This is a genomic window from Xanthomonas arboricola pv. populi (genome assembly GCF_002939945.1).
GTDB classification, from domain to species: Bacteria; Pseudomonadota; Gammaproteobacteria; order Xanthomonadales; family Xanthomonadaceae; genus Xanthomonas; species Xanthomonas arboricola_A.
This window is the reverse complement of the sequence record NZ_MDEB01000012.1, coordinates 52,888-68,991: the sequence shown is the minus strand read 5'-3', so window position 1 is coordinate 68,991 and position 16,104 is coordinate 52,888. Positions and strand designations below refer to the sequence as shown.

The window sequence follows — 16,104 nt, the reverse complement described above, 5'->3', positions numbered from 1 at the left end:
GCGGCCGGTAACGCGCCCAAGCAACTCAGCGGCCGCCAGGAAGCCTACGAGAACCTGATCAACCAGTATCTGACGCGTTGATGCCGTGCCGGTGATCGTCTGCACACGCAGGCGATCACCTGCTGCCAGCGCGCTTAGACGCGTGCAGCGTCAAGGCTGCCCCATTGCATCCGGCGCCGCCGGTGCGGCCACCGAATCCCGCTTGACCAGCAGGTGCGCGACCACATGATCGACCATCTTCGCCGTGCGATCCTTGGCGCGTATCGTCTTCAACAAGATGTCCAGCGCGGCGTCGGCCATGGCGGCGATGGGCTGCTGCACGGTGGTGAGTTCGGGCCAGACCGCGGTGGCGGCGGAGGTGTCGTCGAAGCCGACCACCGACAGATCCCGCGGCACATCCAGCCCGCGCCGATGCGCGACCGAGATCGCGGCGGCGGCCATATCGTCGTTGCTGGCGAAGATGGCGCTGGGGCGACGCTTGCGTGCCAGCAGTTTTTCGGCAGCGACCAGGCCGGATTTGTAGGTGTAGTCGCCCGGTTGCACCAGATGCCGATCCAGACGCAGGCCCGCATCGGCCAGCGCCGCCTGAAACCCTTCGAAACGACGCGTGCTGGCGGACAGGTTGGGATGCCCGGCGATGTAACCGATACGCGTGTGGCCCCGCGCGATCAGGTGCCCGGTGATTTCCTTGGCGGCTGCGAATTCGTCGATGCGCACACAGGCCACATCGGGGCTGAAATGGTTGGAGGCGATCGCCACCACCGGCACCTTGGCACGTACCAGTTCCAGCACCGCGGCCTTGGATTCGCACAGCGGCGGCGGCAGGATCACCCCGGCCACGCCCTTGGCGAGCTTGCGTGCGGCACGGCGTTCGGCGTCGGCATCCAGGTCGTCCCAGCAATCGATCACCAGCTGGATCGGCGTGCGCGAGGCAACCCGCAACACGCCCAGCAGCAACTCACGCAGGTAGGCGCCACTGGGATCGCTGTAGATCAACGCGATGCGCGTGCTCTGCGCGGCGGCCAGGGCACTGGCCGCCAGGTTGGGCGTGTAGCCCAGCTTGTCGACCGCGCGCAGCACGCGTGCGCGGGTAGCATCGCGCACGCTGCCGTTGTTGTTGACCACGCGCGAGACCGTCATCGGCGAGACCTTCGCCAGCGCCGCCACCTCGTCGATGGTGGTCGCGCGGCTGGTGCGGCGGACCGATTTCCTGACCTTCTCCAAGCGTGGCCTCTTCAAGTGGGTGACGAACCTGCACGATGCACACAAACCGCTGCGATAACGCAAGCGCCGACTGCGTGCATGACGATGCGACGCATGGTACCGGGAAGCCGGCAGAGCGGCGATACGCCGCCGTGGGCGTGGATGTCGATGGAGCATGCCGCATGAGCGCGGGTGCAACGGAGCGTTGCGTCGCGTATTGCGGTGCGTTGGCACGTCCATGGTTCCTGGCGGTACTGCTGCTATCTGGCTTGGTGCTGGGCAGTGCCAATGCGCGCGCCGAAGATGGCTACGACTTATGGTTGCGCTACCACTCGCTGGCCAACGCGGCGCAGTTGCGCGGCAGCGCAAGCGAGTTGATCGTCGCCGGCAACTCGCCCACGTTGCAGGCCGCACGCGATGAGTTGCAGCGCGGGCTGTCGGGCATGCTTGGTGCTGCGCCGCCGTCGTCCGCCACGGTCACGCGCGATGGTGCGATCGTGCTGGGTGCGGCCGCAGCGCCGCAGATCGCGGCATTGAACCTGCAAACCACCGGCCTGGGCCGCGACGGCTATCTGATCCGCAGTGTCAGCGTGGACGGGCATCGCGCTACCGCCATCGTCGGCGGCAGCGATGTGGGCGCGCTGTATGGGGCATTCCACTTCCTGCGCCTGTTGCAGACCAGCCAGTCGCTGGCCGCGCTGGACCTGCGCGAGTCGCCGCGGTTGCAGCTGCGCCTGCTCAATCATTGGGACAACCTGGATGGGGTGGTCGAGCGCGGTTATGCCGGCGCCTCGTTATGGAACTGGCAGACCCTGCCCGGGTATCTGGATCCGCGTTACACCGACTATGCGCGCGCCAACGCATCGCTGGGCATCAACGGCAGCGTCCTCAACAACGTCAATGCCAAGGCCTGGAGCCTGACCCCGCAATACCTGGACAAGGCGGCAGCGCTGGCCAGGGTGTTTCGTCCCTATGGCATCCGGGTGTTTCTCAGCGCGCGTTTCAGCGCGCCGATCGAGATCGGTGGCCTGACGACCGCCGACCCGCTGGATCCGCAGGTACAGCGGTGGTGGCACCACACCGCCGACCAGATCTATGCACGCATTCCGGACTTCGGCGGTTTCCTGGTCAAGGCCAATTCCGAAGGCCAGCCCGGCCCGCAGGACTACGGGCGCAGCCATGCCGATGGCGCCAATCTGCTGGCCGATGCGCTGGCACCACATGGCGGGGTGGTGATGTGGCGCGCGTTCGTCTATTCGCATGAGCAACCGGACGATCGCGCCAAGCAGGCGTACAGCGAGTTCCTGCCGCTGGATGGCCGGTTCCGCGACAACGTGATCGTGCAGGTCAAGAACGGGGCGATCGACTTCCAGCCGCGCGAACCATTCCATCCGCTGTTCGGCGCGATGCGCAAGACGCCGTTGATGCCGGAGTTCCAGATCACCAAGGAGTATCTGGGCTTTTCCACCCATCTGGCCTATCTGGGCACGCTGTTTTCCGAGACCCTGCAGGCCGACACCTATGCGCGCGGCAAGGGATCGACGGTGGCCAGCAGCGTGGATGGCAGTTTGTTCAAGGAGGCCGGCCGCACGCGGCTGACCGGCATGGCCGGGGTGGCCAACATCGGTGCGGACCGCAACTGGAGCGGCTCGGTCTTCGACCAGGCCAACTGGTATGCGTACGGGCGGCTGGCGTGGAATCCGCAGGTGTCGCCGCAGGCCATCGCGCAGGACTGGGTGCGCATGACCTTCTCCAACGATGCTGACGTGGTGACGCCCGTGGTCGACATGCTGCTGCGCTCGCGCGAGGCGGTGGTGGACTACATGACCCCGCTCGGCCTGCATCACCTGATGGGGCGAGGCCATCACTACGGCCCGGCGCCGTGGGATGCCGGCAGTGCGCGCCCGGACTGGGACCCGGTCTACTACCACCGCGCCGACCGCGACGGGATCGGTTTCGACCGCAGTGCCAGCGGCAGCAATGCGGTGGCGCAGTACGCCAGGCCGGTGGCGCGCGTGTTCGGCGATGTGCAGCGCGTGCCGGAGCGTTACCTGCTGTGGTTCCACCATGTGCCCTGGGAGCACCGCATGGCCTCCGGGCGGCCGCTGTGGGACGAGCTGGTGTGGCACTACGACCACGGCATGGACGAGGTGCGTGCGATGCGCGCGACCTGGCAGGGCCTTGCCGGCAGGATCGATCCGCCGCGTTACCAGCAGGTGGCGAACTTCCTGGCGATCCAGCAGGACGAAGCGCAGTGGTGGCGCGATGCCAGCATCGCCTATTTCCAGAGCGTGTCCGGGCGGCCGTTGCCGGCCGGCACGGCGCCGCCGGCGCATCCGCTGGCGTATTACCAGGCATTGAAGTTTCCGTATGCGCCGGGGAATCCGAAATGAGCGCGCGTACGTTGACGGTTGTCATGGCAGCGCTCGCGGCAGCGTTGCTGCCGCCCCTGGCGCAGGCAGCCGATGCGCCGCTGCTGCATGCGCTGTTTCAGGAGCATGTGGTGCTGCAGCGCGATGCGCCGATCCGGGTGTGGGGCGATGCGGCCCCAGGCGCGCGCGTGAGCGTGCAACTGGATGCGCAGCAGGTGCAGGCACGCGCAGATCGGCACGGCCACTGGGACGCACGCCTGCCCGCACACGCTGCAGGTGGCCCGTACACCTTGAGCGCACGCACCAGCGCGGGCGTGACGCAGCAGGTCAACGACGTGCTGATCGGCGATGTGTGGCTGTGCTCGGGCCAGTCGAATATGGAATTGCCGGTGCATCGCACGCTGGATTCGCGTAGCGAGATCGCCGATGCCGACAACCCGCGCATCCGCATGTTCAAGGTGCCGGCGCAGTCCAGCCCGACCCCGCAGCGCGGCTTCGGTGGCGCTGCCACGTGGCAGCTCACCACGCCGGAAACGGTGAAGGAGTTTTCTGCGGCCTGCTACTACTTCGCGCGTGAGTTGCAGAAGACCGTCGATGTGCCGATGGGCCTGATCAACGCCTCCTGGGGCGGCTCGCAACTGCAGGCCTGGATCGGCGAGCAGGCACTGCGCGCTGCCGGCGACGATGGCCCGGCACTGGACGTGTTGGCGCGTTACGCACGCGACCCGGTGGATGCCGCGCCGCATTGGGCTGCGCTATGGGAGGCCTGGTGGCATGCGCACGGCAAAGGCGAGCCCTGGCAAGCGGATGCACCCGGCGCCTGGCAGGCCGCACCGGCGGCATTGGGCGCGTGGGACGACTGGGGCGTGCCGCAGCTGGTCGGCTTCAACGGCATGGTCTGGTACCGCACCAGCGTGGAGCTGACGCAGGCGCAGGCCGCGCAGGACGCCAGCTTGCTGCTCGGGCCGGTGGACGAGCTGGACCAGACCTGGGTCAACGGGCACGGCGTGGGCAGCAGTTACGGCGCCGATCAGCCGCGTCGCTACAGCGTGCCGCGTGGGCGCCTGCATGCCGGGCGCAACAGCATCGTGCTCAATGTGCTCAATACCTATCGGCGTGGCGGGCTGCTGGGCGATGCGCAATCGCGTGCGCTGCAGTTCGCCGATGGCAGCACGCTGCCGCTGGATGCGCCCTGGCAGTACCGCATCGTGCCGCCGCAACCGGGCTCGCCACCGCGTGCGCCATGGTCGTCGGCGGCCGGGCTGACCACCTTGTACAACGGCATGATCGCCCCGCTCGGCCAGCTCGGCCTGCGTGGCGTGCTGTGGTACCAGGGCGAATCCAATGCCGGCGATGCGGTGCATTACCCGGCCTTGCTCGCTGCATGGCAACGCGATTGGCGGCAGCGCTTCGGTACGCAGTTGCCGCTGCTGATCGTGCAACTGGCCAACTATGGCGCGCCGCCCACCCAGCCGGTCGACAGCGGCTGGGCGCAACTGCGCGAGGCGCAACGCCGCTTCGTCGCCAACGATGCGCATGCCGGCCTGGCGGTGACGATCGACATCGGCGACCGCTACGACATCCATCCGGCCAACAAGCAGGAACTGGGCCGGCGCCTGGCGCGCGCGGCGCGGCAGGTGGTGTATGGCGAGGCGCTTGCGCCCTCCGGCCCGGTGCCGCGCAGCGCGCAACGCGAAGGCGACGACGTGCGCATCGCCTTCGACGATGTGGACACCGCCTTGCTCAGCTATGGCGCCGATGCGCCGATCGGCTTCGAGCTGTGCGGCGCCGCGTCCAACAGCTGTCGCTATGCCGTTGCCAGCTTGCACGACCACGCCATCAGCTTGCGCATTCCCACCGGCCTGGCCGTCACGCGCGTGCGCTACTGCTGGGCCGACAGCCCGGTGTGCACCTTGTACGACCCAAGCGGCCTGCCGGCCGGCCCGTTCGAACTCCCAATCACTGCCGCCACTTCTCCCTGAGCGAGACCACGATGTCACAGACTCCCGACTCCCCTGCTCCGCTGCAAGGCTCGGCCCGCGATCGCGAGATCGTCGAGGCGCGCGTCATCGTCACCTGCCCGGGCCGCAACTTCGTCACCCTGAAGATCCGTACCCGCTCGGGCATCACCGGACTCGGCGATGCCACGCTCAATGGCCGCGAACTGGCGGTGGCGGCGTATTTGCAGGAACACCTGGTGCCGAACCTGATCGGCCGCGATGCCGGCCGCATCGAAGACATCTGGCAGTTCTTCTACCGCGGCGCGTACTGGCGGCGCGGCCCGGTGACGATGAGCGCGATCGCCGCGGTGGACGTGGCCTTGTGGGACATCCTGGGCAAGATGGCGGGCCTGCCGTTGTATCAGCTGCTGGGCGGGCGCTCGCGCGAGGGCGCGCTGGTCTACGGCCATGCCAATGGCCGCGATATCGCCGAAACCAGCGAGGAAGTCGGCCGCTTTCGCGAGCTTGGCTTCATCGCCATTCGCGCGCAGTGCGGCGTGCCCGGCATCAAGAAGACCTACGGCATTTCCAGCGGCGGCAAACCGTATGAGCCGACCGAAAGCGAACTGCCGACCGAAACGGTATGGTCCACGCCGCGCTATCTCGGCGTGGTGCCGAAACTGTTCGCGCAATTGCGCAGCGACCACGGCGATGAGATCGAGCTGCTGCACGACGCGCACCACCGGCTCACTCCCATCGAGGCCGCGCGCCTGGGCCGCGACCTGGAGCCGTATCGATTGTTCTGGCTGGAAGACGCCACGCCTGCAGAAAACCAGCGCGCGTTCGAAGTGATCCGCCAGCACACGGTCACCCCCTTGGCGGTGGGCGAGGTGTTCAATTCGCTCTGGGATTGCAAACACCTGATCGAACAGCAGTTGATCGACTACATCCGCACCACCATTGTCCACGCCGGCGGTATCACCCATGTGCGCCGGCTGGCCGATTTCGCCGCGCTGCATCAGGTGCGCACCGGCTTCCACGGCGCCACCGATCTGTCGCCGGTGTGCATGGGCGCGGCATTGCATTTCGACACCTGGGTGCCCAACTTCGGCATCCAGGAATACATGTTCCATTCTGACGAGGCCAACGCGGTGTTCCCGCACGATTACGTGTTCCGCGATGGCCGCCTGCATTGCGGCGAAACGCCCGGGCATGGCGTGGACATCGACGAAGCCCTGGCCGCCAAGCATCCCTACGTGCCCAAGCAGTTGCCGGTTGCGCGGCTGGAAGACGGCGCGATGTGGGACTGGTGATGCAGTCCACAACGGCTGATGCCGCGGTGCGTCAAGGCGAACCCCATACAACGCCTGTGCGGCAGCCAAGCGGGCCTGTCCGGCATGCGGAGCCGGCGCCGAGCCTGCGGCGTCTGCGCGCAGACTGCACTGCTCTGCTGCTGGCTCGCCACGTGGTATTGGGCGCTGTCATCGCAGTGCTCGTGCCCACGACCGTGCAGGCGCAAGCGCAGGCCGATGTCGCCTTCGACTGGTTCGAGTATCGCGGCGACGATGCGGTGTTTGCCACGCCGTTGCCGCCCGGCCACTACCGCAACCCGGTGCTGGCCGGCTTCTACCCGGACCCCAGCGTGACGCGCGTGGGCGAGCGCTACTACCTGATCAATTCCACCTTCGCGTATTTCCCGGCGATCCCGGTGTTCGAAAGTACCGACCTGGTGCACTGGACGCAGATCGGCAGTGTGGTCGAGCGCCGCGAGCAGCTCGACTACGACGGGCTGGGTGTGTCGCGCGGCATGTTCGCTGCCAGCATCCGTCATCATGCCGGGCGCTTCTATGTCGTGGGCACCTCGGTCGACAGCGGTGGCAACTTCATCGCCAGTGCCGGCAATCCGGCAGGCCCGTGGTCGGCACTGACGTGGTTGCCGGGCATCGACGGTATCGACCCGTCGCTGTTCTTCGACAGCGACGGCAGCGCGTATCTGCTCAACAACGGCCCACCGGAAGGCACGCCGTTGTACGCAGGCCATCGCGCGATCTGGATGCAGCGGTTCGACCTCGCCAGCAATCAACCGGTCGGCCCGCGCAAGGTGTTGCTCAACGGCGGCGTGGATCTAGCCAGCAAGCCGATCTGGATCGAAGGCCCGCACCTGTATCAACGCGACGGTTGGTATTACCTCTCGTGTGCCGAAGGCGGCACCGGGCCGCAGCATTCGCAGATGGTGCTGCGCAGCCGCCACGTGTGGGGGCCGTATGTCGCCTCGCCGCACAATCCGATCCTGACCCAGCGCGACCTGCCGGCCGAGCGCGCGCATCCGATCAGCAATGCCGGGCATGTGGATCTGGTGGACACACCGGACGGGCAATGGTGGGCGGTGTTGCTGGCCAGCCGCCCGTATGCGGGCGAGCGCTACAACACCGGGCGCGAAACCTTCCTGCTGCCGGTGCACTGGCGCGATGGCTGGCCGTCGATCCTGCCGGCCGGCGAGCCGATTCCGTATCACGCACAGAGCCCGCGCGGCGGAAAGACACCCGCCGACCAAGCCCCGTTGTCGGGCAACTTCACCTGGCGCGACGACTTCGCCGGCACATCGCTGCAGCGCGAATGGCTTTCCTTGCGTGTGCCCAAACATGATGTGGCCGACCTGCACGCACGCGCCGGTTGGGTGACGCTGCATGCCAGTGCACACGGCCTGGACAGCACCGCCACACCGGCCTTCCTCGCGCGGCGCCAGCAGCACACACGCTTCACCGCGAGCACCGCGTTGGCGGTGCCCACGCAGGCCGGCGTCAGTGCCGGGCTTGCGGCCTTGCAGAATTCCAACGCGTGGTATGCGCTGGGCGTACGACGCAACGGCGATGCGCTGGACGTCTTCCTGGATAAGCGCGATGGCGCAACAACCACCACGCTCGCACACACACGCATCCCCGCAACCGCACAGTTGCGCTTGCAGATCAGCGGCGACGGCGGCGCGTACAGCTTCGCCTTCGATGCCGATGGGCGCGGCTGGCAATCGCTACGCCGCAACGACGATGCGGGCATGCTCAGCACCGCACAGGCCGGCGGTTTCGTCGGCAGCATGATCGGGCCGTTTGCCCAGCAGGAACCGCACCGCCCCCAGGAGGACTGACCATGCATTCGCACCCCGCCCACCTCGCCACCGTCCCGCGTCGCACAGCTGCGCGCTGCTTATTGCTGGCGATGGCGATGGCGATGGCGCTGGCCACCACCGGCACGCAGGCTGCAACACCACCGCCGTATCTGGACACACAGCGCCCCTTCGACGCGCGCGCGGCCGACCTGGTGGCGCGCATGACGCTGGAAGAAAAAGCCGCGCAGATGCAGAACGCCGCCCCGGCGATCCCGCGCCTGCAGGTGCCCGAATACGATTGGTGGAACGAAGCGCTGCACGGCGTGGCGCGTGCCGGCGGCGCCACCGTGTTTCCGCAGGCGATCGGCCTGGCGGCCACCTTCGACACCCCGCTGATGGCCGAGGTGGCCACCGCCATCGGCGACGAGGCGCGCGCCAAGCACCACGCGTTTCTGGCGCGCGGCGAGCACAAGCGCTACCAGGGGCTCACCTTCTGGTCGCCCAACATCAACATCTTCCGCGACCCGCGCTGGGGCCGCGGGCAGGAAACCTACGGCGAAGATCCGTTCCTGACCGCGCGCCAGGGCGTGACTTTCGTGCAAGGCCTGCAGGCGCAGCAAGGGCCGTATCGCAAGCTCGATGCCACCGCCAAGCACTTTGCGGTGCACAGCGGGCCGGAGGCGGACCGTCATCACTTCGACGTGCATCCCAGCGAGCGCGATCTGCACGAAACGTATCTGCCTGCATTTCAAGCCCTGGTGCAGGAAGGCAAGGTCGCCGCGGTGATGGGCGCCTACAACCGCGTCAACGGCGAGTCCGCCTCGGCCAGCACGCGGCTGGAAGACATCCTGCGCCGCGACTGGGGGTTCGATGGCTACATCGTCAGCGACTGCGCCGCCATCCGCGATATCTGGCAGAACCACAAGATCGTGCCCACGCCCGAGGCCGCCGCCGCACTCGGCGTCAAGCACGGCACCGACCTGGATTGTGGCGACACCTATGCCGCGTTGCCGGCGGCGGTGCGTGCGGGCCTGATCGACGAAGCCAGCATCGACACCGCGCTCAAGCGGCTGATGACCACGCGCATGCGGCTGGGCATGTTCGACCCGCCGGCCAAGGTGCCGTGGGCGCAGATTCCGCCCTCGGCCAATCAATCGCCGCAGCACGATGCACTGGCGCGCCGCACCGCGCGCGAATCGCTGGTACTGCTGAAGAACGATGGCCTGCTGCCGCTCAAACCCACGCTCAAGCGCATCGCCGTGATCGGCCCCACCGCCGACGACCCGATGTCGCTGCTGGGCAACTACTACGGCACGCCGTCTGCGCCGGTCACCATCCTGCAGGGCATCCGCGACGCCGCACCGCAGGCGCAGGTGGTCTACGCGCGCGGCAGCGACCTGGTGGAAGGGCGCGAAGACCCCAATGCCGCCGCACCGATCGACACGCGCTACCTGCGCCCGGCCGCAGATGCCAAACAGAACGGCCTCACCGGCGAATACTTCCGTGGACGTGCGTTGGCCGGCCAGCCGGTGCTGACCCGCATCGACCCGCGCATCGCCTTCCGCTGGGACCGCAACGCACCCACCGACGATGCGGTCGGCCGTGGCGAGCTGCAGGCCGAGCGTGCGCTCGGCAAGGACGACTTCAGCGTGCGCTGGCATGGCCAGCTGCTGCCGCCGGTATCGGGCAGCTACGAGCTGCAGATCGCCGCCGACGATGGCGTGCGCCTGTCTCTGGATGGCAAATTGCTCATCGATCAATGGAGCCAGGCCCCGCGCATGCGCGGCGGCAATGCCAGCGTTGCGCTGGAAGGCGGCAAGGCCTACGACCTGCGCGTGGAGTACTTCGAGGCCACCCGCGATGCCGGCGTGCGCCTGGCCTGGCGCATGCCCGGCGCCAAGCCGCCGCTGCAGGAGGCGGTGGACGCCGCACGCAACGCCGAGGTGGTGGTATTCGTCGGCGGCCTCACCGGCGATGTCGAAGGCGAGGAGATGGACGTCAACTATCCCGGCTTTGCCGGCGGCGACCGCACCGACACCCGCCTGCCCAAACCGCAGCGCGAGCTGCTTAAGGCGCTGCAGGCCACCGGCACGCCGGTGGTGATGGTGCTGACCACCGGCTCGGCACTGGCCATCGACTGGGCGCAGCACCACGTGCCCGCCATCCTGCTGGCCTGGTACCCCGGCCAGCACGGCGGCAGCGCGGTGGGCGATGTGCTGTTCGGCCAGGCCAGCCCTGGCGGCCGCCTGCCGGTCACCTTCTACAAGGAAGACGAGCGCCTGCCCGCCTTCGACGACTACGCGATGCGCGGCCGCACCTATCGCTACTTCGCCGGCAAACCGCTGTATCCGTTTGGTCATGGCCTGTCGTACACACAGTTCGCCTATTCGGATCTGCAGCTGGATCGCAACACCGTAACCGCCGATGGCTCACTCACGGCCACGGTCATGCTGAAGAACACCGGCCAACGCGCCGGCGATGAAGTGGTGCAGCTGTATCTGCATCCGCTCAAGCCGCAACGCGAGCGCGCCATCAAGGAGCTACGCGGCTTCCAGCGCATCACCCTGCAGCCGGGCGAACAACGCCAGCTGCACTTCACCCTCAAGGCGCAAGACGCCCTGCGCATCTACGACGAGCAGCGCAAGGCCTACGCGGTAGATCCAGGCGCCTACGAGGTGCAGATCGGCGCCTCCAGCGCCGATATCCGCACCAGGCAACGCTTCACCGTCACCGACGACTAACGCCTTGCAAAGCCCGCGCCCCTGCGGACGTAGGCAAAGAAACCATCCGGCCGCGATTGCCTATGCCCCTCTCCCGCCGGGGCGAAGAGGCACCGCTTGCGCGCCACTGGCGCGCGTGCCTTGGAGCGCCCGCGTCGCAAGACGTGGGCCGGGCACGGAGCGGGGGTTGGGGTGAGGGTACGGCCACCAAGCGAACTTGCAGCACCCCCACGATTTCAGACAAAACCCATGCCAATTCCAACGCTCTCCATCGCAACACTCGCCCACCTACCAACCACCGTCCTCACTCCCAACTACGACCCCAACGACACCACCATCGGCATCGTCCATCTAGGCGCAGGCGCCTTCCACCGTGCCCACCAGGCCGTCTACATCGATGACCTGCTCGCAGACGATCCCAGCTGGGCCATCTGTGCCGTCTCCCTGCACAGCCCAACGGTACGCGACGCCCTGCGCCCACAAGACGGCTTCTACACCCTCGCGTTGCTCGACGGGCACCCGCAACTGCGCATCATCGGCGCCCTCCGCGAGATGCTGTGCGCCACTGACGAACAGGCCGCCGTGCTCGCGCGCCTGGCCGATCCCGCCGTGCGGCTGGTCACCCTCACCATCACCGAAAAAGGCTACTGCCTGGCTGGCGACACGCTCGACCTTGCGCACCCCGACATCGCGCACGACATCGCCCACCCCGGCACACCGCGCAGCGCCATCGGCTATCTCGTCGCCGGCCTGCAACAACGCAGGCAGCACGGCAGCGCAGCGTTCACCGTGCTCAGCTGCGACAACCTGCCCGACAACGGCAGCCTGCTGCGCAGCGCGGTGTTGCGGCTCGCCCAGCAACACGATCCCGCGCTTGCGGGTTGGATAGACCGACACGTCAGCTTCCCACGCTCGATGGTGGACAGCATCACCCCCGCCACTGACGATGCGCTGCGCACGCAGGTACACACCCACACCGGCCTGCACGACGCCTGGCCGATCCAGCGCGAGCGCTACAGCCAGTGGGTGATCGAAGACCGCTTCTGCAACGGCCGCCCCGCCTTCGAGCGTGCTGGCGTGATCCTCAGCGACGACATCGCCGGCTATGCACGCGCCAAGCTGCGCCTGCTCAACGGCCCGCACTCCGCACTCGCGTATCTCGGCAGCCTGCTGGAACTGGACACCGTGGCCGACGCCATGCGCCACCCGCAATTGGCCGCCTTTGTCGCAACCCTGATGCGCCAGGACATCGCCCCCACACTGCAGCCCATGTCGGGCTTCGACCCGCAGCAGTACATCGACGCCATCCTGGCCCGCTTCCGCAACCCCCCCATCCGCCACCTGCTCGCCCAGATCGCCTGGGACGGCTCGCAGAAGATCCCGGTGCGCCTGCTCGCCGTCATCGGCGATGCGCTGGCTGCCGGGCGGCGGATCGACCGGCTCTGCATTCCGGTAGCGGCCTGGTTGCAGTTCGTGCGCAGGCAGGCGGCAAACGGTGTGGCCTTGGTCGATCCGCTGGGCGAAGTGCTCAGCGACATCGCCCATTCGACCACCGGCGATGCCCCCCATGACATCGCGGCGTTCCTCACCGTGGATGCGGTCTTCGCTTCGCTCTCTGGCGAGGCGCGTTTTGTGGAGGCGTTGCAAGCTGCCTACGCTGCGCTGGGCAATGCGACGCCGGCACAGATACAGCGGACATTCGATTCGAGATGATGCGTGGCAAACGCATCACCTGTTGCCGCCGCATGCCGACAAGGTCCGGTGTCTGCAGCGTGCAATGGCGGGCGGCGTGCAGAACAACGCCCACCGAGCCACCTGATCGATGGCCTGTTCCGGTGATGCAGGTACGCAGATGCAGCAGGCGACTGGACGCCTATTTACCGATCACCTGCCCAATCCTGATCAAGTTGCCGTTCTCATCGACAAGTGCAAATTCCCGCATTCCCCAGGGCTTGTCGCCGACAGGATCGAGCCGGGGGATGCCGTGCAGCGGAAGCTCCGCCGCATGCATGGCGGCGTAGACCGCATCGACATCGCCAACCCGGATGTAGCACCCCGCATAGCAGGCAGCAGGATCCAGGTCCGGGTGCGCGAAGAAATGCAGCTCCACCTCGCCACGCGTCATGATCGCGTAGCCCGCATCGTGCGGATGCGCATCGCCGACAAAGCCAAGCCGCCGGTAGAAGGCAACCGTGCGTTCGATCGAGCGGCCTGGGAGCAGTGGAATCGTACGGTCTGGCGTTTCGGCAGTGGAAGTCATCGCTTTCTCGTAGTGGGAGAACGAAGTCGTCTTTGGGCGCAACGATACGCCACATCCGACAGATCGGTTAGGCGCCGTGCCATCCTGTCTTGACTCGCTGTGTTGGCGAGTAGCAAGATCCCTGTGCTGCGGCACATTCCGCAGTCGGGTTTAGCAGCCTGTAATCACAAGGCGCACCAGCGCCCATTGCACGATGTCGGCGCTTTTCTTTTGCCCGACGTGTCGCGTGGGCAGGCGTGCTCGCTTTACGGCGGGCGGTGCGCGGAGACCGCAAGGTCTGCCGGTTCCTTGTGACCGGTCTGCTAACCGCGCATCGTTCGCCACCCTTGTTTAGCAGCGAGGTGGCGGACTTCCAATCACACAAGGAGTTCGATATGACCCGCCCCAAAGCGACTGCCCATGCCCGCTCTGCATCGCCATCCAAGCGCTCTGTTGTTGCATGTACCAGATCAAAGCGGAGTTCGGTCTCCACCGTGACCGACACGGAGTCGGCGGCAGATCCATCGCCAGCACCCACCCCGCCCTTGCGCAAGCCCGGCTTCCGTATTCCCGAGCGGGTCACCATGAGCTACCAGCACTACGACGTACGACGGGCCGAGGATGTGGTCGGCTGCGCGGTGCCCAAGCTGCGGCTATCCGGGCGCTGGCTGGAACACTGCGGTTTCGCGGTGGGCGATGCGTTGCAGGTCACGGTGGGACGCGGCGTGCTGTTGATCAGCCGCGTGGCACCCGCGCTGGCTGCGGTGAAACCACGCCGAAAGTGACATGCCTGGGGCGAGCGCCCTGATGCGGCGCTTTGCGGCAGCTTCTCCCGTGCACGGGAGAAGGAATGCTTTTGGCTCTTGTCCGGATTGGAGAAGGGAGACTGCCTAGTCCTGTTTGCGTTGGAGAAGGAAGGCTGCCTATGTGGTGTGCACCTGAGAGAAAAGTTGTCTGTTCCGGTGCAGAGCAGCGAAGCGAAGCAAGGCCGCGTTGCGTATGGGCTGTCGAAAAGACAGAGAGCCCATTGCCTGCACCGCGTAGCATCGCTCGACGTGACATGCTGGTGCTCACCTCCGTCTCCATCCACATTCCATCCGGTTCAAGCCACGCATGGCCATGCGCAAGAAACGCGAATTGCCGGAGAAACCCTGCATGCAGTGCGGGCGGCCGTTTCGTTGGCGCAAGAAATGGGAGCGCGTGTGGGACGAGGTGAAGTACTGCTCCGAGCGTTGCCGTGGCGAGAGCAAGCGGACGCGTCCGGCTCGGTGACCTGCGCAGCGGGTTGATTGCCGATCACAACACGTGCGGTCCCACCGCCAAACCGTTGCACACAGGCGCACTCGCGTCGTGTTGATGTGCGACGTGCAGCAGCGGACCTCGATACCGGCTTGATTTCCGGATAGCCACTGAAGCTGGTCGTGGTCGCGACGATTGGCCAAACGCGGTGGAAAACGCAGGGGTGGGTAAGCTACCGTATTCGCGCATCGATGGAGTTCTCTGCATGAAAATGGCTGTCTTCAGCACGCGCCCTTACGACAAGCGCTTTCTCGACGAAGCGAAACTGCGCCCGGGCGTGGAATGTACCGTCGAGTTCGTTTACTTCGAGGCATCGCTCGATCTGCAGACCGCAGCGTTGGCGCAGGGGTGCGAGGTGGTCTGCGTCTTCGTCAACGATCAGCTCGATGCGCCCGTGCTGCAGGCGCTACACACGGCCGGTGTGCGCGCGGTGCTGTTGCGCTGCGCCGGCTTCAACAACGTGGATCTCGCCGCAGCCAAGGCGCTTGGCCTGTTCGTGGCACGCGTGCCGGCCTACTCGCCCGAAGCGGTGGCCGAGCACACCCTGGCGCTGGTCATGACGCTCAACCGCCAGACGCACCGCGCCTACAACCGCGTGCGCGAGGGCAACTTCATGCTCAATGGCCTGCTCGGCCGCACCTTGCACGGCAAGACGGTGGGCCTGATCGGGCTGGGCAAGATCGGGCTGGCGGCTGCGCGTATTTTTCAGGGGATGGGCTGCAGCGTGCTGGGCTTCGATCCTTTTCCCACGCCTGGGTTCGATGCGCTCGGGCAGCGGGTGGAACTGGAGACGCTGCTCGCACGCGCGGACATCGTCTCGCTGCACTGCCCGCTGACACCGGCGACGCAGCACCTGATCGACGATGCGGCGCTGGCGTCGATGAAGCCGGGGGCGATGCTGGTCAACACCTCACGCGGTGGGTTGGTGGAGACCGATGCGGTGATCCGCGCGCTCAAGTCCCGCCAGCTCGGCCATCTGGCCATCGATGTCTACGAGCAGGAAAGCGCCTTGTTCTTTCAGGACCGCTCGGGCGAGATCATCGACGATGAGGCGTTTCAGCGTCTGACGACCTTCCCCAATGTGCTGGTGACCGGCCATCAAGGATTCTTTACTGCCGAGGCGCTGCAGGAGATCTCCGACATCACCCTGCGCAACCTCGCCGATTTCGCTGCGGGCTCGCCGTGCGCGAATCGTGTCCCGACACCTTAGCGTCACCTTTTCCGTTCA

Annotated in this window: 11 protein-coding genes; 9 read left to right on the top strand and 2 right to left on the bottom strand. The window is 66.8% G+C overall.

Annotation, left to right across the window (positions count from 1 at the left end):
* Positions 1–150 precede the first annotated feature (150 nt).
* Entirely contained in the window at positions 151–1,224 is a 1,074-nt protein-coding gene (locus XaplCFBP3123_RS20540; RefSeq protein WP_172453421.1) for a LacI family DNA-binding transcriptional regulator, read from the bottom strand.
* Positions 1,225–1,385: 161 nt separating this feature from the next.
* Here XaplCFBP3123_RS20540 and XaplCFBP3123_RS20535 point away from each other — a divergent pair, with 161 nt between their 5' ends.
* The 6 genes from XaplCFBP3123_RS20535 (at position 1,386) to XaplCFBP3123_RS20510 (ending at position 13,051) form a co-directional block, all read left to right on the top strand.
* The gene (locus XaplCFBP3123_RS20535) at positions 1,386–3,596 is read left to right on the top strand and encodes an alpha-glucuronidase family glycosyl hydrolase (RefSeq protein WP_104535702.1); all 2,211 of its coding nucleotides are present in this window, start codon (positions 1,386–1,388) and stop codon (positions 3,594–3,596) included.
* Complete coding sequence (locus XaplCFBP3123_RS20530) at positions 3,593–5,557, top strand: sialate O-acetylesterase (protein WP_104535701.1); 1,965 nt, start codon at positions 3,593–3,595, stop codon at positions 5,555–5,557. The genes XaplCFBP3123_RS20535 and XaplCFBP3123_RS20530 overlap by 4 nt, the downstream gene beginning before the upstream one ends.
* A gap of 11 nt (positions 5,558–5,568) precedes the next feature.
* On the top strand, positions 5,569–6,828 hold the full coding sequence (gene manD, locus XaplCFBP3123_RS20525) for a D-mannonate dehydratase ManD (RefSeq protein ID WP_104535700.1): 1,260 nt from the start codon (positions 5,569–5,571) through the stop codon (positions 6,826–6,828).
* 158 nt (positions 6,829–6,986) lie between these two features.
* Entirely contained in the window at positions 6,987–8,657 is a 1,671-nt protein-coding gene (locus XaplCFBP3123_RS20520) for a glycoside hydrolase family 43 protein (protein ID WP_429001642.1), read from the top strand.
* A gap of 2 nt (positions 8,658–8,659) precedes the next feature.
* The gene (locus XaplCFBP3123_RS20515) at positions 8,660–11,359 is read left to right on the top strand and encodes a glycoside hydrolase family 3 protein (RefSeq protein ID WP_104535699.1); all 2,700 of its coding nucleotides are present in this window, start codon (positions 8,660–8,662) and stop codon (positions 11,357–11,359) included.
* A 228-nt stretch (positions 11,360–11,587) separates the two neighbouring features.
* Positions 11,588–13,051, top strand: a complete 1,464-nt coding sequence (locus XaplCFBP3123_RS20510) for a mannitol dehydrogenase family protein (protein ID WP_104535698.1) — start codon at positions 11,588–11,590, stop codon at positions 13,049–13,051.
* 160 nt (positions 13,052–13,211) lie between these two features.
* Here XaplCFBP3123_RS20510 and XaplCFBP3123_RS20505 read toward each other — a convergent pair whose 3' ends face one another.
* Complete coding sequence (locus XaplCFBP3123_RS20505; RefSeq protein ID WP_104535697.1) at positions 13,212–13,598, bottom strand: bleomycin resistance protein; 387 nt, start codon at positions 13,596–13,598, stop codon at positions 13,212–13,214.
* A gap of 473 nt (positions 13,599–14,071) precedes the next feature.
* On the opposite strand from XaplCFBP3123_RS20505, the gene XaplCFBP3123_RS20500 reads away from it, so the two are divergent.
* The 3 genes from XaplCFBP3123_RS20500 (at position 14,072) to XaplCFBP3123_RS20490 (ending at position 16,086) form a co-directional block, all read left to right on the top strand.
* On the top strand, positions 14,072–14,362 hold the full coding sequence (locus XaplCFBP3123_RS20500) for a SymE family type I addiction module toxin (RefSeq protein WP_253254272.1): 291 nt from the start codon (positions 14,072–14,074) through the stop codon (positions 14,360–14,362).
* A 328-nt stretch (positions 14,363–14,690) separates the two neighbouring features.
* Positions 14,691–14,849, top strand: coding sequence for a DUF2256 domain-containing protein (locus XaplCFBP3123_RS20495; protein ID WP_172453418.1), 159 nt, complete (start codon positions 14,691–14,693; stop codon positions 14,847–14,849).
* Positions 14,850–15,081: 232 nt separating this feature from the next.
* On the top strand, positions 15,082–16,086 hold the full coding sequence (locus XaplCFBP3123_RS20490) for a 2-hydroxyacid dehydrogenase (protein ID WP_104535695.1): 1,005 nt from the start codon (positions 15,082–15,084) through the stop codon (positions 16,084–16,086).
* The last annotated feature ends 18 nt before the right edge of the window (positions 16,087–16,104 follow it).

Excerpts from the sequence above, each read along its gene's own strand:
- XaplCFBP3123_RS20535 (WP_104535702.1), top strand. The coding sequence starts at position 1,386 with ATGAGCGCGGGTGCAACGGAGCGTTGCGTCGCGTATTGCGGTGCGTTG.
- XaplCFBP3123_RS20530 (WP_104535701.1), top strand. The coding sequence starts at position 3,593 with ATGAGCGCGCGTACGTTGACGGTTGTCATGGCAGCGCTCGCGGCAGCG.
- manD (WP_104535700.1), top strand. The coding sequence starts at position 5,569 with ATGTCACAGACTCCCGACTCCCCTGCTCCGCTGCAAGGCTCGGCCCGC.
- XaplCFBP3123_RS20515 (WP_104535699.1), top strand. The coding sequence starts at position 8,660 with ATGCATTCGCACCCCGCCCACCTCGCCACCGTCCCGCGTCGCACAGCT.
- XaplCFBP3123_RS20510 (WP_104535698.1), top strand. The coding sequence starts at position 11,588 with ATGCCAATTCCAACGCTCTCCATCGCAACACTCGCCCACCTACCAACC.
- XaplCFBP3123_RS20505 (WP_104535697.1), bottom strand. The coding sequence starts at position 13,598 with ATGACTTCCACTGCCGAAACGCCAGACCGTACGATTCCACTGCTCCCA.
- XaplCFBP3123_RS20495 (WP_172453418.1), top strand. The coding sequence starts at position 14,691 with ATGGCCATGCGCAAGAAACGCGAATTGCCGGAGAAACCCTGCATGCAG.
- XaplCFBP3123_RS20490 (WP_104535695.1), top strand. The coding sequence starts at position 15,082 with ATGAAAATGGCTGTCTTCAGCACGCGCCCTTACGACAAGCGCTTTCTC.